15 protein-coding genes and 3 tRNA genes are annotated in these 21,281 nt (G+C 55.5%); 4 read left to right on the forward strand and 14 right to left on the reverse strand.

All coding sequences use genetic code 11. The annotated features are described in order from the left end of the window. Window positions 1–121: 121 nt before the first annotated feature. From H1D41_RS04190 to H1D41_RS04215, 6 genes are all read right to left on the reverse strand, one after another. A complete protein-coding gene (locus tag H1D41_RS04190; RefSeq protein ID WP_228847727.1) occupies window positions 122–1,531 on the reverse strand; it encodes an RtcB family protein in 1,410 nt (469 codons plus the stop codon). 4 nt (window positions 1,532–1,535) lie between these two features. After that, window positions 1,536–1,952 (reverse strand): hypothetical protein, encoded by a 417-nt coding sequence (locus H1D41_RS04195; protein WP_228847728.1) that lies wholly within the window; start codon window positions 1,950–1,952, stop codon window positions 1,536–1,538. Window positions 1,953–1,974: 22 nt separating this feature from the next. Then, window positions 1,975–2,050 (reverse strand) — tRNA-Gln (locus tag H1D41_RS04200). Between the two features lie 4 nt (window positions 2,051–2,054). Beyond that, window positions 2,055–2,129 (reverse strand) — tRNA-Asn (locus tag H1D41_RS04205). Window positions 2,130–2,254: 125 nt separating this feature from the next. Further along, window positions 2,255–2,333, reverse strand: a tRNA-Pro gene (locus H1D41_RS04210). 537 nt (window positions 2,334–2,870) lie between these two features. Next, on the reverse strand, window positions 2,871–4,427 hold the full coding sequence (locus H1D41_RS04215) for a vWA domain-containing protein (RefSeq protein WP_228847729.1): 1,557 nt from the start codon (window positions 4,425–4,427) through the stop codon (window positions 2,871–2,873). Window positions 4,428–4,599: 172 nt separating this feature from the next. On the opposite strand from H1D41_RS04215, the gene rtcR reads away from it, so the two are divergent. From rtcR to H1D41_RS04230, 3 genes are all read left to right on the forward strand, one after another. Then, window positions 4,600–6,177 (forward strand): RNA repair transcriptional activator RtcR, encoded by a 1,578-nt coding sequence (rtcR, locus tag H1D41_RS04220; RefSeq protein ID WP_228847730.1) that lies wholly within the window; start codon window positions 4,600–4,602, stop codon window positions 6,175–6,177. A gap of 257 nt (window positions 6,178–6,434) precedes the next feature. Continuing rightward, the gene (locus H1D41_RS04225) at window positions 6,435–6,602 is read left to right on the forward strand and encodes an exonuclease domain-containing protein (protein ID WP_228847775.1); all 168 of its coding nucleotides are present in this window, start codon (window positions 6,435–6,437) and stop codon (window positions 6,600–6,602) included. Between the two features lie 29 nt (window positions 6,603–6,631). Continuing rightward, the gene (locus H1D41_RS04230; RefSeq protein WP_228847731.1) at window positions 6,632–6,889 is read left to right on the forward strand and encodes a hypothetical protein; all 258 of its coding nucleotides are present in this window, start codon (window positions 6,632–6,634) and stop codon (window positions 6,887–6,889) included. Window positions 6,890–7,034: 145 nt separating this feature from the next. Here the strand turns inward: H1D41_RS04230 and H1D41_RS04235 are convergent, their stop codons facing one another. The 5 genes from H1D41_RS04235 to H1D41_RS04255 form a co-directional block, all read right to left on the reverse strand. Further along, the gene (locus H1D41_RS04235; RefSeq protein WP_228847732.1) at window positions 7,035–8,285 is read right to left on the reverse strand and encodes an aminotransferase class V-fold PLP-dependent enzyme; all 1,251 of its coding nucleotides are present in this window, start codon (window positions 8,283–8,285) and stop codon (window positions 7,035–7,037) included. Between the two features lie 19 nt (window positions 8,286–8,304). Next, window positions 8,305–9,318, reverse strand: coding sequence for a glutamate cyclase domain-containing protein (locus H1D41_RS04240; RefSeq protein ID WP_228847733.1), 1,014 nt, complete (start codon window positions 9,316–9,318; stop codon window positions 8,305–8,307). Further along, window positions 9,319–10,581, reverse strand: coding sequence for a hypothetical protein (locus H1D41_RS04245; protein ID WP_228847734.1), 1,263 nt, complete (start codon window positions 10,579–10,581; stop codon window positions 9,319–9,321). Beyond that, on the reverse strand, window positions 10,578–12,068 hold the full coding sequence (locus H1D41_RS04250) for an aldehyde dehydrogenase family protein (protein ID WP_228847735.1): 1,491 nt from the start codon (window positions 12,066–12,068) through the stop codon (window positions 10,578–10,580). Before H1D41_RS04250 ends, H1D41_RS04245 begins: the two co-directional genes overlap by 4 nt. Before the next feature lie 124 nt (window positions 12,069–12,192). Beyond that, window positions 12,193–13,569, reverse strand: coding sequence for an aminotransferase (locus H1D41_RS04255; RefSeq protein ID WP_228847736.1), 1,377 nt, complete (start codon window positions 13,567–13,569; stop codon window positions 12,193–12,195). Between the two features lie 106 nt (window positions 13,570–13,675). On the opposite strand from H1D41_RS04255, the gene H1D41_RS04260 reads away from it, so the two are divergent. After that, window positions 13,676–14,602 carry a LysR family transcriptional regulator gene (locus tag H1D41_RS04260; protein ID WP_228847737.1) on the forward strand — a complete coding sequence of 309 codons (927 nt, stop codon included), beginning with the start codon at window positions 13,676–13,678 and terminating at the stop codon, window positions 14,600–14,602. 13 nt (window positions 14,603–14,615) lie between these two features. On the opposite strand, the gene H1D41_RS04265 is transcribed toward H1D41_RS04260, so the two are convergent. The 3 genes from H1D41_RS04265 to H1D41_RS04275 are packed head-to-tail and all read right to left on the reverse strand — an operon-like array spanning window position 14,616 to window position 20,873. Then, window positions 14,616–17,030 carry an FAD-dependent oxidoreductase gene (locus H1D41_RS04265; protein ID WP_228847738.1) on the reverse strand — a complete coding sequence of 805 codons (2,415 nt, stop codon included), beginning with the start codon at window positions 17,028–17,030 and terminating at the stop codon, window positions 14,616–14,618. A gap of 2 nt (window positions 17,031–17,032) precedes the next feature. Further along, on the reverse strand, window positions 17,033–19,450 hold the full coding sequence (locus H1D41_RS04270; protein WP_228847739.1) for a GcvT family protein: 2,418 nt from the start codon (window positions 19,448–19,450) through the stop codon (window positions 17,033–17,035). A 4-nt stretch (window positions 19,451–19,454) separates the two neighbouring features. Further along, entirely contained in the window at window positions 19,455–20,873 is a 1,419-nt protein-coding gene (locus tag H1D41_RS04275; protein WP_228847740.1) for a trimethylamine methyltransferase family protein, read from the reverse strand. Between the last annotated feature and the right edge of the window lie 408 nt (window positions 20,874–21,281).

Genomic DNA, 21,281 nt, shown 5'->3' on the forward strand with positions numbered 1-21,281 from the left:
GGCGCGCCACATAACACCCGGTCATTGGCATTCGCGGTTTACCACACAGGATAAATATCACGCACCGGCTGTCATCACGTACATTCCCAGGCTTTTCCTTCTCATGTAAAAGAGCGACGTATCAACGCCGCCCCTTCTTTTTCTTGTTCATCCAAAACGGTGGCACATCGCCAGCCATCATGCAGCCATATGGGTCAATGTAATCGACGATCTCAGCGAGATTGAATTTGTCGATCTGGCGCACCACATTTGCGGCATTTTTATAGGATGATGGCAATTCCGACGCATCAATTCCACCCGCAGGAAAGCGGACATCAAGCCCTTTGGTTTCGGCCTCCAGCGCCTGTTGCGGTGTCACGTCCCCCATCCGGCGCTTATGCTCCGACCGGGAAAAGTTGCGCCCGGCCCCATGCGGAGAAAATCCCAAAGCGTGATCCGCATCCTTGCCGCGCACAACCAACACAGGTTCCGCCATGTTCAACGGGATCAGTGTCAGGCCTGTCGCGTCAGAGGCATAGTCACCCCAGGCCGGGGTTGCGCCTTTGCCGTGATAGAACAGATCTTCACGTTTAAAGACGAAGTTATGTTCGTTCCAGAACCGATCCCCCGGCTGTGCGCCGGAACCTTCCACCGTTGCCTGATGAATGGCGTTGTGGTTGGCCTTGGTCCATTTGCGGATCAATTGTAGGGCCGCCCAATATTCCTGACCATCTTCAGTGTCGGCAGGAATCCAGGCGTTCTGCTTCAACGTATCCGGCGACAGTTTGCGGCGGTATTTCTCGGCCACTTCCATGCCAAGCTTATACAGTACAGCCCCCGGTCCACGTGACCCGTGATGGGTGACAATCGCTGTGCGCCCGGTGTTGCGTGACCGCCCAATAAACAGGAAGTGGTTCCCGTCACCCTGGGTGCCCAGATGTTCCACAGCCATGCGCAGGATCTTAGGCGTGTTCAGGAAACGGTTTGCCCGGAATTCATCCAGCAGCTTTTGCGACATGGTAAAGCGCTTGCCTTGCTGACGCCCACCGGGGCCAAAATGCGTGACCTTTTCAGCCGCATCCAACACTGTTTTGGGGTCAATCTCGCCCAGATCCGTCATCATAACAGAACAACAGATATCGGCGGAGTGCATTCCTGGATGGATCGCGTTTTTTGCAGCCACAACACCGCCCACAGGGATCGTCCCCACAGGTCCGGCTGGGCAGGCATCTGGCATCACAGCGGCGGATGTTACCGTTGGTGTCCGCATCACAGCCATCATGGTTTCGCGCACCATTTCAAGATTCTTCACTTCGTCCGCGTCTTCTGCGGCTTCAATGTTGAAATGAAACGGCACATCGCCGGCCTTTTGCAGCGGCAATGTGGGCGGCGGAGGTGGCGGCTTCATTGTATCAAGCTTGCCTTTGATCTGCTCAACCCCATAGCCAGCCGCAACGGCGGCCTGCGAAATTTCCAGCAAACGGGAAAATTCCGGCCCTGGAATATGGCCCCATTCTTTTAGTGTCTCACCTGTGATTTCGATATGTTCCATCGTTTTATTCTTTCGTATTTTTCCAATATGTAGCGGTCGGCACGGGTTCAAGCATGCGGTATTCATAGCAATCTGAGCTTTGTGTTCCGACATGTTCCCCGCATTGGCAAACGCGGTTCGGGCCATACCCACTACTAATACTACAACAACCCATCAGGCGCTCCGTGTGCGGTGTAAACCCTACAGTTTCGCGCAGATCCTCAAGGTTCAGCCAAGCATTGCTGCGTGGCTCCCATCCCGGTATACGCTTCATCCGCGCCGCCAAAACTTCACCCTCCATCAGCAAGAAGTGACGGGCAGGTGAAACAGGCGTTTCATCTGCGAAGCTACACAGCCGTTCCATCTCAGATACCGTATCAATTGTAGTCAGCGGATAGCTGAGTTCTGCATCGCAGGTCTTGCACATTAGGATCTGTTCCATCGCCTTCATCTTTCATTTCATCTGGTTGGAAGGGCAGGATTCGAACCTGCAACCGACGGTACCAAAAACCGTTGCTCTGCCAGTTGAGCTACCTTCCAATACTGGCTCGGCAGGTAGGGATCGAACCTACGACATCCTGATTAACAGTCAGGCGCTCTACCACTGAGCTACAGCCGAACAAATCGTATGCGGGGACAAGAATTTGTGAGACATCTCCCCCGGAAGAATGCGCCTCCGGTTTGGCGTGAATCGAACACGCTTTCAACCAATGTAGTCCCACAGGCATTCCCCCTGTGTCGTGTTGGTCAGGGATGGAGGATTTGAACCTCCGATCTCCGCATTCCAGGTGCGGCCCTTTTGACCAGACTAAGCTAATCCCTGTGAATTGGTCCCTGACGACAAGGAAAAGGTGAAACATTACGCGCTCTACCATCTGAGCTACCCTGCTATGGCAGCAGAGGTGGGAGTCGAACCCACGACCACGACATTAAGAATGTAGTTCCACCCTGCATTCGTCAGGGGTATTTCTTGTTCCGGCAACAAGGTTTCGGTGAAACGGTTCTGCTCTACCAACTGAGCTACTCTCTTAGCTTTGTAAAAGAGGCGGGGCTCGAACCCGCGACAAGATGTAGTTCCACCAGCATTTGCCGGATTTAAGTGGTCCCTGGCGACAAGGGTAAAGAAACAGTTTCGGGGTCCCGCCCCCGTTCCGATTGGAACGGTTTTCCGTCTGGGCGCACGCAAGGAGAGGAGTTGAACCTTCTCAGATGATCCCGCTTTGGTGCGATGTAGTTCCTTTGGCATTCGCCAGGGCGTATTCCTTTCAATTCAGTTGCTCATTCGGATCAGGCGGACAAAGTTTCCATGAAACATTTACATTACAGATGTAGTCCCAGAGGCATTCCGCCTGACCCGGTTTTAAATTTCCACAGCCTTAATCTGGCCAACCCAGTGATCCGCGCCCATCTCGCCCGCCGCAAAGCTTGCGATTTGGTCAAAGACCGTGTCCGAGAACCCGCCGATGTTCAGCACATCATCACGTTCTTTCGCCTGGGTCCTCCCATAAGGGGCGATGTCGATGCAGACCAATTTGGCCTTTGGGTTGCGCCGTTTCAGTTTCTCCCAGGACTGCATCATTGCGGTCCCGTTGTTGCCATAAGCGGCATGCGCCCAGGATTGGTTGTCTGACACCATGATCACCAGGTCCGGGGCACGCCCCTTCGCCAGCAGCCAATCAAGCGGTGCCGCACAATTTGTCCCGCCGCCCCATTGATCCGCCAAACGCGCTGCGTTGGTCAGGATCGTGTCACGCGGCTCCATCCGCACATCACGGACTTTCACCTCAAACGGCAACACAGTCGCTGACGGGTTGCGCCGCAAGATCGCCGCAGAGACAAGCCCCGCCACATCCACGAAACGCGTCACCGTGGTCGCCCCTTTGCGGAAACCTGTGACGGCACCAGACATAGAGCCCGACACATCCGGACACACCACAACCTGGCCGCGCAGCTTTGGCACATTGGCAACGGACAGTTCCATTGCATCATGCAAAGCATCACGGATTTCCGCGGGCATCTCAGGTGACAAGGCCTGATAAGCCGTCATCAACTGATACGGGAAGACCCGCGCCTTAGCGATCCGATCCGGATCACGCAGAACATCTGCCACATGCCGACGCATGTTTTTCATATCCAGAACCCCATGACGCAGAAACGTGTTCAGGTTCATGCGGGTCATCTGCCAGGACGCATTTTTCGCAATCTTCGCCCATTGCTTTTTGGACAAAGGAAGCTGCGTCAGCATCTGGAACGGAACATCAGGCACATGCCCTTTGCCATTTTCCTTGAACCGCAAGAAATCCTGCACGGGTTGCGGCAGCAGCGCCACGTCACATGGTTTACCGATGATCCAAGCAAAGAACGCTTCACGCGCCTTTGATTGGGGTTTCGGGTGCACCATCTTGATGACATCCGCCAGCGACGGATCTTTGCCGACATTAGCCTGCAACAGCGCCCGATCAGAGGCATCATTCAGCCAATTGGCCACCATCCGCTTCGGTGCGGAGCCAAGCGATTTACGCCCAGTCTGCCCAGATCGCATGATCTGCACGAAAGTCCGCAGCATTTTACCATTGTCCACAACACGCCCAAAGGCGCTTTGAAATAAGATCGGGTCACGGCCAGACAGAACAGCCAAAAGCAAGGCGGGCATATCCTTCATGTGCCCGTTTTTACGGGTGTAAGCAGCGGCCTGGGCCAGAAATGACGGATCAACCTTTTGCGCCAGATCCAATGTGCGGGAAAGCTCCTGCGTTGGGTCCTGATAATATGTTGCACCAAAGGTTCCGGTCATCGCGACCTGGGCCAGGGCATGTGCATCAGAATATCGGTAGGCCGGTGCCTTTTCCTTGTTGGTTGTGTCCGCAAAGGGAAGCAACCGGCCTTTGATTGATGCAAACACAGATTTGTTTGCCATTTCTTTCGTCCTTCATTTGTTTGTGAAGATGTTTTCGCTGATCCAAAGCCAAAAGCGAAATAAAATCAGAAAACCTTCATCCAATTGATTTAAAATGGATTTTACCCAATCTAGCAGAGTGTCGACAAAAATAGTGATTGATAGGTATAAGCTTTTATACAAATATATACGCATGGAAAAAGCAAACGTAGTCATCGGCTTTCTTGGTACGAATCTGGATGCAGGCAAGCGGCGGCGCTGGCGTCCGTCTGTACAAATTGCTGAACATCCGGATTTCCCGGTTGACCGGTTGGAGTTGATCCACGGCAGGCGCTGGTCTGGGCTCGCACAGAAAATCAAAACGACCGTGGAACATTCAAGCCCTCAGACCGAGGTCTTGCTGCATGAAGTTGAAATTCGTGACCCCTGGGACTTTGAGGAAATGTATGGTGCGATGTATGATTTCGCGCGCGACTATGGGTTTGACGACGAGCGCGAAGACTACCACGTTCACCTGACCACTGGCACGCATGTGGCACAAATCTGTTGGTTTTTGCTGACAGAAGCCCGTCATATTCCGGCAAAGCTGATCCAAACCGGCCCGCCCCATCATCAAGAAGAAGGGCCCGGCAGTTTACAAATCGTTGATCTTGATCTGTCGAAATACAACGCCTTGCAGCAGCGTTTTGATCTGGTCACCAAAGAATACAACACGTTCCTGAAAGGCGGGATTGAGACACGCAATAACGCCTTCAACGCGATGATTGACCGGATGGAGGTCGTGACATCCAATTCTGACGCGCCGCTGTTGCTAATCGGACCAACCGGCACTGGCAAATCTGAACTGGCAGCACGGCTATATGAACTCAAGCTGCAACGCCGCCGCGTTAAGGGGCGTCTTGTGCATGTAAACTGTTCAACCCTGAAGGGTGAACGCGCCATGTCCACGCTTTTTGGCCACCGCAGGCAAGCCATCCCTGGTGCTGCCGCAGATCGATCTGGATTACTGCGCGAAGCAGACGGTGGCGTGTTATTCCTGGACGAAATCGACGAACTTGGCCTGGATGAACAGGCTATGATCCTGCATGCGATCGAGACAGGGAAATACTTCCCGCTGGGGTCCGATTATGAAGTCACAAGCCGATTTCACCTGATTGCCGGCGCGGGCAAAGATCTTGCAGGTCTGGTCGCCGGTGGACAGTTTCGCGCAGACCTGTTTGCGCGGCTGAACCTTTGGACATTCGCCCTGCCCGCTTTGCGCGACCGGCCTGAAGATATCGCACCCAACATTGCCTTTGAAATGGCGCGTGCGGAAAAAACACTGGGCGCGCGCGTGACGTTTAATGCAGATGCGCTTGCCATCTATCAGAAATTCGCAACAGACCCCGGCACAAAGTGGTCCGGTAATTTTCGAGATCTCAGCGCATCTATTCAGCGGATGTGCACCCTTGCGCCGCAAGGCCGCATCACAAAATCGATGGTGCAGGCTGAAATCGCAACGATTACATCTGTCTGGTACAATGCCAATCAAGATCCAGAGATGCAGCTTCTCACATCAGTTCTTGGCGAACGTTCTGCAGAGATCGATGAATTTGACCGCACACAACTTGCCGCCGTTATCCGTGCTTGCCAGGAAAGCGCAAGCTTAAGCGCCGCGGGACGACGTTTATTTGCGGTGTCGCGCCTGACCAAAACCAGCAAAAATGATGCGGACCGCCTGCGTAAGTACCTGGAGAAATTCGGCCTCGATTGGACCTCCTGCAAAGGATGAACTGCATACCCCTTCATGAGCGAACGTCACACTATGTGGCACCTGACAACTTTCACGAAACATCGAGAAATTTTGACTTTTCCATCATGATTTTGACCCAATCTTGTAAAATTCAAACCCAGATCCCTGTACCGGTCTGAGATACGTCTTGGATCTCGAAGAATGAGCAAAAGCTATCTTGCTACATTCCCGACCCTAAATGCCAGATTGGACTTTGTTTCGCCGATGCTGCGGGTCATTTACAAACCTATTCTGTCCTGGTCGACCCTGAGGAACCTTTTGCCCCGTTCAACACAGAGCTGCATGGGATCTCCAGTGACACAGTGGCGGGGGCTGGGAATTTCCCAACCGTCTATATGGCGCTGTATGATATCCTGAACACCCATTCGCTTATCCAACACAGCACGTTTGATGAAAAGCCTTAACGGCGGCTTGCGCACGTTATGATTTACCCATGATCACGTCACATTGGACCAACAGTGTCACAGTCGCCCGCCAGGCCTGGCCGGAGCTAAAGGGCGCTGGCGGCCATGGCCTTACCAACCTCAAAAAACACCTGGGCCTTACGTTTCACCACCATGACGCGGGTGAGGATGCGCGTGCCTCAGCCTCCGTCATCCTGAAGGCCGAGGAGGCTTTGGGCAAGCCATTGTCGCATCTCACCATAAACCGCCAACTGACATTTCAGTTTGAAAACCCGACAAGAAAGTGATTTCGAACCACCCTGCCCTGCTCCCAATCCATTGCCTGCGCCTGGCTCAGGATCCAACCAAAAGGTGCCCCCCCCGATGCGTAGCATAGGACCACTTCATGGGGGGGGGAGGATCAGCCTTTCAAAACCTTCCCTGAACGTCACTTCAGGCCATTTCGTTCACAACCGCCAGAAGTTTTGCGACTTCGCTTTCACTGTTGTAGTGGCACATAGAAATCCGCACACAATCCGGCAAACCAAGCGGATTAAGAACATTGCCGCTATAGTGGTCTGCTTTGCGGGTATGGGTTCGGATGCCTTCCTGGTTCAGCGCTTCAACCACATCCGGGGAATCCATTCCCTTCACCACGATTGACACCAGCCCTTCACGCGCTGGATTATCTTCACCCGCCAGGATCTGAACATGTTCCATATCTTTGAGACCCGGCAGATTGCCGGTGCCATTGATCATCGCAACGGTCAGATGGGTTTCATAGGCATGGATCGCGCGCCCGGCGGCTTCAATGCGCTTGCGAGGGTCTGTTTCTTCAGACACCTCACCGCCAAGCCAGTCGAAGTATTCCACCACATCAGACACAGTCGCAAAGCTGCCGCTGTCGCGGGTGCCGAATTCCCAGCCTGTTGCGGGCGCATCGATCAGCATGTCATGTGGCATGGCGGATAGTTTATCGGAAATCCAGGCGATGCCGTACCCATGGCGGGAAAACACTTTGTAAGGTGAGATCACGTAACCATCCACATTGTAGGCATTCAGGTCCAGCTGCCCATGGGCCGCGTGCTGAATGCCGTCCACGATGATCAGACAATCCGGTGCCACCGCCCGGATCGCTTTGGAAATCGCGGCCACATCTATGCCCATGCCGGTGACGGGCGAAGCATGCAGGATCGTCGCCACCGCCACATCCGGGGTCATCAGGGCGGCGTAATCCTCAGCTGTCACCAGACCGGTTGCGTCGTTATGGGCGACGTTCACGTAATCCAGGCCGGCAATTCCGGCCCAGCGCTGCGCGGCAGAACGGGTGGCCGGATGTTCAATAGAAGACCCTATGACCTTCGCGCCTTTCGGGGCATTCACACAGGCAGTGCGGATCAGACGAAACAGAAGTTCCGTGCCACTTTCCCCGGCGAAGAACTGACCGGCCCCGGCATTCATGAACACCGCCAGGTCTGCTTTGGCTTTGTTGATCACATCCTGGGTTCCTTGCCCCGCAGGATTGATCCGACCCGGGTTATCCGGGATCGCCGCATAAAACGCGGATGTCTCAACCACCTTCTTCAGTGTCAGCGCACCACCGGCGTTTTCAAAGAAAATGCGTTCACCCTGAAACGGGCAGCTGTCCACATGGGCAAAGCGGTTGCGGATGGCCTGGATGAGGTCGGGATTGTCTTTTATCATTGTGTCTTTCCTAAAACTCTCAGAGCGCGCGGCTCACGATAGTACGGCAGAGTTCAGCCACTGCCAGATGAGAAGCCCGGGGGAACCCGTCAACTGAATCGTCAACGATCCCATGGGTCGAATTGATAAGGCCATTTGTGACCATCGTATCCAGCAACAGGGCCTCACGTTCCGGCGTGTGCAATAGTTTCGCATTGCCGGCACGCACGGCCATAGCCGCTGCAATCGCGGTGCAGCCCCAGTTGGAACAGGCCGCAGTGACCAACACATCGCAGGATGTCACAGCACCAATACCACCGCCACAACCGCATTGGCATATATCACCGTAAGGCACATGGGCTGCCACGTGATCCGCAACCTTGCCCATACCAATTTCATTGCCGCCATCACCGACAGCGACCACGGGAATGCCGCGTTCCAGCGCGAGATCAAACAGGAAATCCACCCGCGCACGGCCCATGCCGTAATCGATCCCGCGCATAGAGTGATAGACACCAAATTCATTGCGCCCCACCCGCTCCGTGGAAAACAACAGATCGGGCTGCAGATCGTCCAGCATCTGAATGGCCTGAGCTTTGCCGCCTTTATCCTCAATCGAATAGGGCAGCATAACGATGGTCGCCAGGCTTTTGTCTGCCCGCGCAATCACCGCCTGTTCCAGCGTAACCGGGAAGAGCCCCGCCGCCTGACAGGTGTTGCGGATCGCGGGCAGTAACGTTTCTTCGCAAAGCATCACACAGGTCGCATTGCGACCCAGAACCAGCGCCCGGGCAATCGCTGCGGCACCGGATGGACCGTCGTTTTCGCCAAGCTCCGGGGTGATCCAGGCACGGGAAACCGATCCTGTGGTCAGCAGTACAGTGCCGCCCTCCGGCACCGCCATCAGCGCATCAGCTGCCACCCCCACAAGGGAGCGCCCCTCAATGCCCCGTGCAGCTTCAAAGAGATGTTCAACACCGCGTTCACCCATGTCGATATTCACGAGCTGGTCCAGCCTGTCATCAAGTCGGGTGATCAGATCTTTATCCGTCATTTAGTTTTCTCCGAACAGAAGGTCAGCAAACCAGGTGGCATCATCCAGATGGGCCGCAACTTCGTCAATTGCGTTGACAAGGCAGCGGGCGACCGCCTCTGCCCCGCCCGCACGCGCAACAGCCCCGGTGGTGGGCTTCAACCGGACCGATACACGCCCCCCTGGCTGACCATGAGTATTGACCGTGACAATGCCCTTGTCGCGCAACATCAGCATCCCGATAGCGGCGGTGACTTCTGCAGGCACCCGGTCGGATTGATCGGTTCCGGCGCGGGTCAGAACTATCTGCATAGCATCCTGTTCGTCAATCTTCGGACCAAGAGCAGAGCGGGTCACAAAGGTTGCGCCCAGCGCGGCTTCCAGCGCCGCCGCCAGATCCTGCCCATCCTGCGCCTCCTGAATCAGCAGATCCGGGGTGAACCCCTGAAGACTGCGCATCGCACCTACGGCTATGGGCGCGCGGGCTTCCATGCCCAATTCACTGGCTTTGGCCTGAACCGGCACAAGCGCGGCAGCATCCCCACACAGCACCCCCGCGCGTGGGCCGGACAGGCCGGCCTTATCGGCGTTTGTAATCACCAGGTCCGCCCCAAAAGACAGCGCAGGCGCGCCACCATGCAGAACCGGACGGAACCGCGCGCCGTAAGCCTCATCCAGAAGAACCACACAGCCCGCACGCTTTGCCAATCGGGTTGCAGCACCAATCAGATCATCCGACAGCACCGCCAGTTCCGATGTCACCGTGGTGATGACCATCAGTGCCGGAACATGGGCAGCAAGCAAGCGTTTGACTTCGGGCAGATCATAAGCCTCAACCACCGGCACACCTGCCAGTTTTGCACCGCGCGTCACAGAGGCATGGGAACGATCCCCTGCAGGCACAAGCGACAGAACCGGGCGGTTCTGACTATGGGCCAGAACCGTTGCAACGATCCCGGCACTTGTGCGGTTGATCACGGCTGCAGCCTCATCCCCGTCACCGCCCATATGGGTAATCGCAGCCTGACGCAATTCTTCACCATAAAGACCAGGCCCGATCCATTCTTCGCACAGCTCAGGCAGATCATCCGCCGCCACAGGATAAAACCGCAGGTTCCCGGTACAGATCGCAACCTTGTCTATCCCTTCACGCGCAACAAAATCTGCCGCAACAGCCCCCGCCCGCTTCAGGCGGCGCACTTCGTCGGCAGACCCCGACAGAAGCGTTCCCCGGGCGTAGCCCACGCCCGGATCAACCGCATTGCCAAATCTGTCGGTGCTCATGCCTCACCTTCGATATTGATGGTGATGCATTTGCGATAGGTATAGGCCTCCAGCGCGCCTTCAATTGAATATTCGCTGCCCATGCCGGATTGTTTGGTGCCACCATAAGACATGCCGGGGATCTGCCCGCCGCCCTGATTGACCTGAATCCAACCCGCATCAATCGCGCGTGTCAGACGGGTGATCCGGCTGACATCATGGGTGAAGATAAACGCCGCCAGCCCGTAATGGGTGTCATTGGCCATAGCGATGACTTCTTCTTCCGTTTCAAACGGTATGGCGACCATAACCGGGCCAAACACCTCTTCACGTGAAATGCGCCAGGTGTTGTCAACACCCGTGATAATGGTCGGGTTCGGACAGAAACCAGCGGGATCTTCCGCCGGGGTTTCCCCCAGCAGGAAATTTGCGCCTGATGCTTCGGCCTCTGCCACAAACGCGCGGATTTCACCGTAACGTTCGGCATTCACGACAGCGCCCATATCCACGTCAGGATCAAGCGCATCGCCCACTTTCAGCGCAGCGGATTTCTCTGCCACTTTGGGCATCAGTTCATCCCAGATGTCCTTATGCACGAACAGACGTGACCCGGCGGTGCAGCTTTGCCCCTGACGGGCAAAACGCATGGCATTGGCAACCTGTTGCGCGGTGCTTTCCAAACGCCCATCTGCAATCGCATCCGGGAACACAATCGTCGGGGATTTACCGCCAAGTTCCAGTGTGACCTTAGCGATGCGATCCGCTGCGGAATGCGCAATCAGTTTACCCACTTCGCTTGAACCGGTGAAGGACACTTTTGAGATACCCGGATGATTGGCAATCGCCGCACCGGCTTCTTCACCAAGACCCGTCACAACATTGAAAACGCCCGGCGGGAACAAACCATCAGCCAGTTCCGCCAACTTCAGGATCGCCAGTGGTGCATCTTCGGCGGGTTTCAGAACCAGACAGTTCCCGGTGGCCAGAGCCATGGAAATCTTCACCGCACCCAATTGCAGCGGTGAATTCCATGGGATGATCGAACCAACAACGCCATGAGGTTCCCGGGTGGAGTACGACAAAATTCCCGGGCCAAGCGGCAGAGTTTCACCTTTTTGTTCAACCGCAACGCCGCCGTAATATTTCAGAACCCCCGCAGCGCCCATGGCTTCGCCACGGGATTGGGTTTTCACGGCATTGCCACTTTCCGCCGCCAGAACACGTGCCACTTCCTCAGTGTTTTCTTCCAGGCGCCGGCCCAGTTCGAACAACAGTTTGCCCCGCTCAGATGCTGGCAACGCGCGCCACGCTGGCAAAGCGGCGCGGGCAGCATCGACGGCCAGTTTCACCTCGGCAGACGCGCCGCGACCGACCTCACAGATCGGTGCACGACGGGACGGGTTTTCGATGGTCAGGGTGCGCCCATCAGCAGGCCGATGCCAGGCCCCATTGATATAGCTGCCAGACAGGCCAGCCTCGGGCAGTTTTGGTTCAAGAAGCGTTGTCATCGCGGTTCTCCTGTGCAGCGCCAAACCTGTCAGCGGCAAATTCGAGTGAGTATTATAAGCGCCACCCCGGCAATAAGCAGGGTGGCGCAGGGTTCAGGTAAAAGAAAAACCGAACCCGGATTTATCAGATCTTATTGCGTACCACTTCCCAGGCATCGTCCAGCGCGTCTTTGAAACGTTCAGTCGCTAGGTCGATCTCTTCTTCATTGATGATCAGCGGCGGCATAAAGCTCATCCGGTCACCAATCGCCCGCAGATAGAGGCCGCGATCATGGGCAAAGTTCTGCACCATCTCACCCACTTTCAGGGCCGGATCAAACGGCACACGCGCCTTTGCGTCCTGCATCAGTTCAAAGCCACAGAACAGACCAACGCCACGCACCTCTGCCACCAGCGGGTGATCGGCCATAGCGTGACATTTCTCAAGGAAGCGTGCGGATACTTTGCGCACATGTCCGACAAGGTCGATTTCCTCATAGATATCCAGCGCCTCAAGACCCACAGCCGCACCAACCGGATGGCCGGCATAAGTATAGCCATGACCGAAGGTACCCATTTCATCTGAGTTCTTCATCATATCAGCGTACATCTCATCCTTGAACATCAGGGCTGAGATCGGGAAGAAAGCCGCAGACAGTGCCTTGGCGCAGGACACCATGTCCGGCTCCATGCCCCAGGTCTCTGATCCCCACATGTTACCGGTACGGCCAAAGCCACAAACCACTTCATCAGACACAAGCTTGATGTCGTATTTGCGCAGAACCGCCTGCATTTCTTTCCAGTAACCTTCCGGCGGCATCAGGGCGCCACCGCCTGAAATCGCAGGTTCCGCAAAAAAGGCCGCAACGGTTTCCGGACCCTCAGCCAGGATCAGTTTTTCAAATTCCGCCGCCATGCGGGCAGAGAATTCCTCTTCGCTTTCGCCATCAATGTGGAAGCGATAGTAGTTCGGCAGTTCAGTGTGCTTAAATTCCGGCAACGGCAGGCCGAATTTCGCGTGCATATGCGGCTGCCCGGAAAGAGAAACAGTCGCAACCGTATTGCCGTGATAGCCACGCACCCGACCAAAGATCTTGCGGCGCTCTGGTTCACCCCTGGCAGTGTTGGTGTACCAGAGCAGTTTGATCGCCGTGTCATTCGCTTCAGAACCGGAACACTGGAACATGACCTTGTTCATACCGCCAGGCGCCAAATTGATCAGTCGTTCCCCCAGTTCCGCCACGCGCGGGTGCGAGCGGTTATAAAACGTTGGCGCGAAGGGCAGGATATCCATCTGACGTTTGGCAGCATTCGACAAACGTTCGTTGTGATACCCCAGGCTGACACAACCCAACCCTGAGAAACCATCAATGATCTCGTTACCTTCCGTGTCATAGATATACACGCCCTTGCCATGGGTGATCATGGTCGGGCCGTGTTCTGCATGTTGGCGCAGGTTAGACTGCGGGTGCACGTGGTGGGCCTTGTCCTGCTCAATTAAGCGCTTAGCATCAACGTTCATTCTGGAGCTCCAATATTCATCTAAGAGGATCTCACATTTATCTTGACTGAAAATCAATTTCGAAGTTTTTTCGATTTCGTGAATCATATTCAGCCAGGAATAATCTGTGAAACCACTTCTCGACCTACGTCACCTGCAATTGATCCAGGCCATCAATCAGACGGGACGCATCACTGACGCCGCCAAGATGCTGGGTGTGACCCCTTCCGCGTTGTCACATCGCCTGCGCGAAGCGGAAAGGCGTCTGGATGTCCCCCTGTTTACCCGAATGCATAAAAAACTGCGCAAAACTCCGGCGGCGGATTACATGGCGGTGGTCGCTGAACGTATCCTGACGGACCTCAGCCGCGCCGAAGATGACGTCCGCCGCATGAACGCCAATGTCCAGCATGTGGTCAGGCTTTCCGTCGAAGCCTATAGCAATTATCGCTGGCTTCCCTATTTCATCAAATTTCTGAAATCCCGCACGGATGGCATTGATATACAAATCATGGCGGGCGCGCGCAGTGACCCTCTGAACGGTGTTTTAAACCGTCATATCGACATCGCCGTCATGTCCGGTTCCGTGGCGCAGGCCGGGCTGTACAGCCTGCCCCTGTTTGAGGATCCTCTTCTCTATATCATGCCCCCCACCCACCGACTGGCGGATCGTGAGTTCGTGGAAGGCACCGATATTGTTGGTGAACAATTCATCACCTATACAAAAGTACCCGAACCTGATCGCGAATTTGCCCTGCTGTTCCGCCCCACAGACAGCTATCCGAAATGGGCCGCCACTGTTGAACTTCCAGAAGCAATCGTCGAATTGGTCGCCTCCGATCTGGGCACAAGTGTCCTGTCAAAATGGGCACTTCAGACACCGTTGACTGAGGGCCGGATCGTCGGGGCCCGTGTGACAGAAGATGGTATTTCCGTTCCCTGGTGCGCGGTCCTGCGCACTGAAGATATGGATGATGGCGACCCGATTTTGCAGGTCGCCAACCTCTTATCTGAATGGTGTAGCCTGCCCGAAGGCGGCTTCCACGTCACCTGATGATGATGCGGGATTATCCCCGCATCCGGCTGTTATCCGGGTCATACAGCGGCCGCAGGCTTGCGCGTGCTGTGATGGCCTTGCCTTCAACCATGATCTGATATTCCGCCGACGCCAGATCCCGCAACGCCGTGCCTGAAGGGCGCGTCACATAGCCCATGCCCACAGCCGCGCCCTGGCTCCAGCCATAACTGGCTGAGGTCAGACGCCCGACAATTTCATCATCCCGCAGAATGGGTTCCTTGCCAAAAACAAGGGCTTCGGGATCAGAGAGCTTAAAAAGCAGCAAACGGCCTTTGGCCCCCTCTTCCCTGCGCCTTTCAATCGCGGCCTTGCCGTTGAAATCAGTGTCAAAATCGCAGGCAAACGTCAGGCCACTGTCCACCGGGCTGTCGAAAGGTCCGATATCATGCCCCCAATGCCGGAACCCTTTTTCAATCCGGCAGCTGTCCACGGCCATGCCACCGCACAGACGCGGGGGAGGATCAGCTTCCATAATGGCCTCAAACACCTGCTGGGCGAATTCAGACGGAACATGCAACTCCCAGCCCAGTTCCCCGACATAGGTGATACGCTGCGCCCGCACAGGGGAATGCCCCAGGTGCAGATTCTGCCAGGTCCCAAAGGGGAAAGCGTCATTTGACAGATCCTCCCCCGTCAGTGCCTGCAGGAAATCACGCGAACGCGGCCCCATGATCGCAAGCGTCGCCTCGGAAGACGTCACATTGACCACACTCACCCCTGTGCCTTCCAGCTGCGTTTTCAGCCAGCTTTCGCATTGTGGTTCGGCCCCGGCGGACGCCATCACCATATAGCGTGTTGGCGAAAGGCGGGCGATGGTGACATCGGTTTCGATCCCACCTTCTGCATTGAACATATGCGTATAGACCAGCGCCCCTGGGGCGACAGCCATATTGGCGCCACAGATCCGTTGCAGCTGGGCTTCGGCATCTGCACCATCTAGCACATAACGCCCGAAGGTCAGGTCTATCAAACCAAGATCATTGCGCAGAGCTTCGTGTTCTCCCTTCCAGTCGTCAAACCAGGCCTCGCGCCCGAAACCATCAGTCATCTCACGTCCGAAATACAACGGGCGCTCCCAACCATTGGCACTACCAAACTGTGCCCCCGCCGCTTTGAGGTGGCCATAATAGGGCGTACGGCGCAGACCACGGGCCTCAGACTTGCGCAGATACGGCCAGTGCATCGCATAGGCGTGGCTGAGGGTTTCAGCGGCTTTGGTTGCCGTATAGCTGCGGGCATTCAGGCCTGGAACAATGCGGCGTGCATCCACATCGGTCAGATCCACGGTCATATTGCCAGCCATGATCCATTCTGCCAGGGCTTTGCCCGCGCCTGGCCCGTTCTGGATACCGGTTGAGTTAAACCCGGCCGCAACCCAAAGCCCTTTCACATCCGTTATCGGCCCCAAATAGTGCTTTGCATCCGGGGCAAAGCATTCCGGCCCGTTGAAGAACTTGCGAATGCCGCTTTCTGCAAGCGCAGGCACACGTTCCATCGCGGCTTCTAAGATCGGATACAGATGTTCTTCATCACAGGGCAGTTCGTCAAACTCAAAGCTTTCAGGCAGGCCTTTTTCCGGTAACCAGGGCGTGGCGTTGGGTTCAGAACAACCAATCAGAAGCTTGCCGGCGTCTTCTTTGTAATAGGCATATTCATCCATCACCCGCAGAATGGGCAGATCGCCGGTAACGCCTTCAATCGGGTCGGTCACAACGTAATAATGGTTGGTATAATGCAGCGGAATCTGCACGCCATGGGACAAACCAAATTCACGCGCCCACATGCCTGTGGCATTCACCACATGTTCGGCGCGCACAAGCCCCTGTCCGGTTTCCACACCCACTGCACGGCTATTTTCGATCACCAGGCGATCAACCTTCGTATCTTCAAAGATCTGCGCCCCGTTCTGACGTGCGCCCTTAGCCAGGGCCATGGTCGTATCAATCGGGTTGGTATAGCCATCACCCGGAAACCAGAACGCACCCTTCGCACCATCTACAGACAGCAAAGGCCAACGGTCCTGTGCCTCACGCAGACTGATTTCTTCCGCCCGCAATCCGCAGCCATGGGCGTAGTCAACCTTGCGGCGCAGCTCCGCCATGCGGTCATCCGTCAGCGCAACCGTCATGGACCCATTGCGTTTAAAGCCAGTGTTCTGCCCGGTTTCATCCTCCAGGCATTCCATCAGGTCGAGGCCATATTTCGCCAACGCCGACATCACCGGAACGCCCTGGGTTTCGCTGACAAGGCCAGCCGCATGCCAGGTGGTACCGGAGGTCAGTTTTTTGCGTTCAAACAACGCGACAGACCACCCGGCTTTCGCCAGGTGATAAGCGGTGGCACAGCCAACAATTCCGCCGCCGACAATGGCGACCTGTACATCTGTGGGAAGAGATTTCACCATGATTAGCCCCGCAACCTGTCGTTTTCCGGATCATAGAAAGGCAATGTCGCAACTGTCGCGTTCACCGGCACACCCAGTATTTCGAGCTGATAGCCATCCCCCGGGTTTGCCGCTTCGGTCAGATAGCCCAGCGCAACCCGTTTCCCGATCCGGAACCCGGTGCCGCCAGAGCTGACATACCCCACGGGTTTACCGTCACGACAGATCGGATCAGAGGACAATGCATCCGCACCATGTCCGTCCAGAATAAAGGCTGTGAAGTGGTAGTCTTTCGGCTGTTCCGCCTGGGTAAGAAACGCGTCGCGTCCGATGAAGCTTTCTTTCCTTTTACTGACAAAACGATCAAGCCCGGCATCAAAGGCCGTATATTCGATACCAAAGTCAGATCCCCAACCGTGATACCCTTTTTCGATCCGCATTGCGTTCAGCGCGTAAGAGCCGAATTCGACCATGCCTTTGTCTGCGCCTTGTTCCATGATTGCGTCATAGACCGTGACCAGATCATCACTGCACATGTGCAATTCCCAGCCCAGTTCGCCAACATAAGACACACGCAGGGCAATTACAGGCGCACCTGCAATGGTGATTTCACGCACGGACATCCAGGGCGCGGCCTCTTTTGACAGATCATCAGAAGTCAGAGGTTGCAACACATCGCGCGATTTTGGCCCCATCACCATAAGAGCGGCATCAAAATCAGACCCGCGTTTCAGGGTTACCCCACTGTCCGGCAGGAATTTTGACATCCAGTCATGGTCGCGCAGATCCGCAAGAGTCGGACCACACAGCAGGTATTTATTGTCCGCAAGCCGCGCAATGGTGGCTTCGGACCAGATTTTGCCTTTCGGCGTCAGCATGTAAGACAGTTTCACACGGCCAACAGACGGCATCGCCCCACAGAAGACCTTGTTCAGGAAATCTGTCGCGTCGGGTCCTTCGACCTCATAGCGGGTGAAACCGCCGTGATCCATCACACCGACACTATCGCGCACGCCTTCGCATTCAGCCTGTACAGCATCATGCCAGCATTCATGATGATAGCTCAGCTTGCCGTCATTTTTAATCGTATCCGTTTCAAACCAGAACGCACGTTCCCAGCCCGCGACCTGACCGAATTGTGCGCCTTTTTCCTTCAGCTTGTCATAAAGTGGCGTCTGTTGAAGCGGTCGGCCGGACTTCCACAAACGATGCGGATAGGGAATGGCATATTGATGTTCATAAAGTTCGCTGGACCGCTTGACCGTATAATCAAAGGTCGCCCATTCCTCACCAAAACGGCGCGGATCCCACATGGACATGTCCCATTCGGTTTCGCCTTCGGTGATCCATTCTGTCAGGGTCTTTGCAGCAGCCGCAGAATGGGTGATGCCAACGGGGAAACAGCAGGCATGATAGAAATTCGGCAGACCAAAGGCCGGGCCACACAGCGGTGCGCCATCAGGGCTGTAGGGGATCGGGCCGTTCACAAAACGGCTGACACCGGCTTCGCCCAATAGCGGCACATGTTCCAGAGCGGCCTCAAGGATTTCCGCGATGTCATCGACACTGTCAGGGTACAGCTGATTGGCAAAGCAGTCGGGCATCCCGTCCAGCCAGGCCGGGCGGCCTTCATGCCCGTAAGATCCCAGCAACAGCCCGTTCCGTTCGCGCCGCAGATAATACATAATGTCCGGATCCCGCACGAGCGGGAAGTTTTCCGGGTTGGCTTCCAGTTCTGGCAACGCTTCGGTCACCAGATACTGATGTTCCAGCGTCACAACAGGCAGTTTCTGCCCGACCATCTCACCAACCTGACGCCCGTAGTAGCCACCTGCGTTGATCACGATATCACAGGTGACGTTCCCTTTGTCGGTCACAACCTCCCATTCGCCGGAAGGACGCCGCTGAATATCAGTCACCTGGGTAAAACGCGCAATTTGCGCGCCAAGATCCCGCGCGCCTTTGGCCAGAGCCTGGGTCAACTGGCTTGGATCAACATCGCCTTCATAGGGATCAAGAATACCGCCGATAACACTATCACCAGAACTGAAATACGGATGCAGACCGTCCATTTCAGAAGGCGTCAGCATCGCCATATCATAGCCAAGTCCCTTGGAAATCCCCACGAGATGACGGAACAAATCCATCCGCTCGGGCGTATGCGCCGGCCAGAAGGCGCGGGTGTGACGATAGGTGATCGGATAATCCACCTCATCCGCCAGATCCTTATAAAGACGCCAGGCATAATTGCCCGCACGCATCCCGCCCCAGCTGTTGGCATAGGTCGGAATATTCCCCGCCGCATGCCAGGTTGACCCGCTGGTCAGTTCATTCTTTTCGATCAGAAGCGTATCTGTCACGCCTGCTTTGGCCAGGTGATAAAGCGTTGAAACCCCAACGGCACCGCCCCCGACAATCACGACTTTTGCTTGTGTTTTCATAGTATCAGTCTTTCAACAGAATAGGGAAACGGGCACGAATTGCGGCCTCGGCATCCTTAGGAAGATGGGTTGGTGCAGGCATGTTTTCGATTTCAGAAACCTTTGTGCGGGCCCGGTCCCAGACCGTCTGTGCACCGCTTTCCAGCCAGTCGTTCACGCTCTGGCGATCGCCAAGACCGGGATACACATATTCCTTTGTCATCAGATCCAGTGTCTGCGCCGTGCCCAGGAAATGTCCTTCACCGGTCACCACCTCTTCGATCATTTCAAGATCAATCGCGCCTTCGAACATCTCAACTCCGCGCACTGACCGCAGGATCGCCCCGCACATGTCATTGTCAATCACCAACGCCTCTTTGCTGGCCGCCATGATTGAACCAAGCATCCCGACGGAAAGATTGATCATGTCGGCACCCCCCTGCGCCGCCAATGCAATGGTATAGCCTTTTTCATAGCCAGCCTGCGCATCTGCAGTTTTCGCATCGGTCATACCTGCGGAGACCGTGGAAGGCAGGCCAAGATTCAGAAGCAACTGCGCCGCCGCCGCATTGGCCACCGCTGCCTCACCCGAACCACCGGTCATCGCGCCTGTACGCAGATCAGAGATGAATGGCAGAAACGCCAGAATACAGGGAAACCCGGGTTGCATCATATTGACCAGAACCAGCCCCGCGAGACTTTCGGCAAACCCTTGTGCCAACGCCCCTGCCAGAGAGGCCGGGCTTGTCGCACCGGCTTGCGCAGCAGAACAAATCTGCAGCGGCATCCCAAGGCGGACACATTCGAACATCACACCACAGGCCTCTTCTGCAAGGGTCAACGGTGGCACCACATGACAGATCGAGGCAAAACAGAACGGCTGTTTTGCAAAGGCCCCCTCGCCCCCAAGCGCCATGTCAAACATCTCAACCACGGGCTGCACATTGCCCGGTTCGAAGAAGCTTGTGCCAATAGGCTTCGACGTTGCTTTCATCGCGGCAAAAGCTGTGTTGATGTCCAGCGTCAGCGGATCTTCCAGATCACGTGCAACAACCGGACGCAGAGAATAGTGGATACTGTCACAGGCATCGACAATCCGCATCAGCCCGTAAAGATCATCAAGCGTGCTGTCGCGGAATTCACCGGTCTCCGCCTCAAGAATCTGCACGGCCGCGCCGCCGGTGCCGATATGTACACGCCCGCCCCCGACCTCAATGCCGCGATCACGCGCAAAGCCTGGCAACTCAACCCGCTTGCAGGACTTCGCGATCATCTCTTCCACAAGGCTGCGCGCAAAAACCAGACGTCCGTCCGTCCGCTCCGTTGCTCCATTATCCAGCGCAAGCTTCCGGATATCTGCAGGCGCACCCGAAATCCCTATACGTTCCAGGATCTCAAAAGCAGTATCTGTAATATGGGCCAGCTTTTCTTCAGTCAAAGGCATAAACCGGCCGCCGGCGGGCGGTAAGGTTAATTGCATCTCAGGAGGATTCACCCCCCGTCTGGATCGTGTTCGCCGCATTAGCGCATCCTTCGTGGTCTTTTTCAGGTGTAGTTTAGAAAGCACTTAGAATTAGCTCAATTCTATTATTTGCACCCTTTTGTGAAAAAATTTCACACAAAACTACCCAACATTCCTTTAGATCGTCTAGATGGACATAAAAAAGGTAGGAGGGGGCGTTTGATACATCACATTGGAGCCGATCCGATAAGGCCAGGCCTGGTGATACTCTTCCAACATCATCTCTTTAAGAAGAGGTATTGTTGATCGCAACATGGCAGAGTGGTCGTTGCTGAAACAAATCAAGAACTTTCAGCGCGCCGTGCGCATCAACATTCCGAAGAAAAAAGC

Source organism: Halocynthiibacter styelae, assembly GCF_016123485.1.
Classification (GTDB): domain Bacteria; phylum Pseudomonadota; class Alphaproteobacteria; order Rhodobacterales; family Rhodobacteraceae; genus Halocynthiibacter; species Halocynthiibacter styelae.

Excerpts from the sequence above, each read along its gene's own strand:
- H1D41_RS04190 (WP_228847727.1), bottom strand. The coding sequence starts at position 1,531 with ATGGAACATATCGAAATCACAGGTGAGACACTAAAAGAATGGGGCCAT.
- H1D41_RS04195 (WP_228847728.1), bottom strand. The coding sequence starts at position 1,952 with ATGGAACAGATCCTAATGTGCAAGACCTGCGATGCAGAACTCAGCTAT.
- H1D41_RS04215 (WP_228847729.1), bottom strand. The coding sequence starts at position 4,427 with ATGGCAAACAAATCTGTGTTTGCATCAATCAAAGGCCGGTTGCTTCCC.
- rtcR (WP_228847730.1), top strand. The coding sequence starts at position 4,600 with ATGGAAAAAGCAAACGTAGTCATCGGCTTTCTTGGTACGAATCTGGAT.
- H1D41_RS04230 (WP_228847731.1), top strand. The coding sequence starts at position 6,632 with ATGATCACGTCACATTGGACCAACAGTGTCACAGTCGCCCGCCAGGCC.
- H1D41_RS04235 (WP_228847732.1), bottom strand. The coding sequence starts at position 8,285 with ATGATAAAAGACAATCCCGACCTCATCCAGGCCATCCGCAACCGCTTT.
- H1D41_RS04240 (WP_228847733.1), bottom strand. The coding sequence starts at position 9,318 with ATGACGGATAAAGATCTGATCACCCGACTTGATGACAGGCTGGACCAG.
- H1D41_RS04245 (WP_228847734.1), bottom strand. The coding sequence starts at position 10,581 with ATGAGCACCGACAGATTTGGCAATGCGGTTGATCCGGGCGTGGGCTAC.
- H1D41_RS04250 (WP_228847735.1), bottom strand. The coding sequence starts at position 12,068 with ATGACAACGCTTCTTGAACCAAAACTGCCCGAGGCTGGCCTGTCTGGC.
- H1D41_RS04255 (WP_228847736.1), bottom strand. The coding sequence starts at position 13,569 with ATGAACGTTGATGCTAAGCGCTTAATTGAGCAGGACAAGGCCCACCAC.
- H1D41_RS04265 (WP_228847738.1), bottom strand. The coding sequence starts at position 17,030 with ATGGTGAAATCTCTTCCCACAGATGTACAGGTCGCCATTGTCGGCGGC.
- H1D41_RS04270 (WP_228847739.1), bottom strand. The coding sequence starts at position 19,450 with ATGAAAACACAAGCAAAAGTCGTGATTGTCGGGGGCGGTGCCGTTGGG.
- H1D41_RS04275 (WP_228847740.1), bottom strand. The coding sequence starts at position 20,873 with ATGCCTTTGACTGAAGAAAAGCTGGCCCATATTACAGATACTGCTTTT.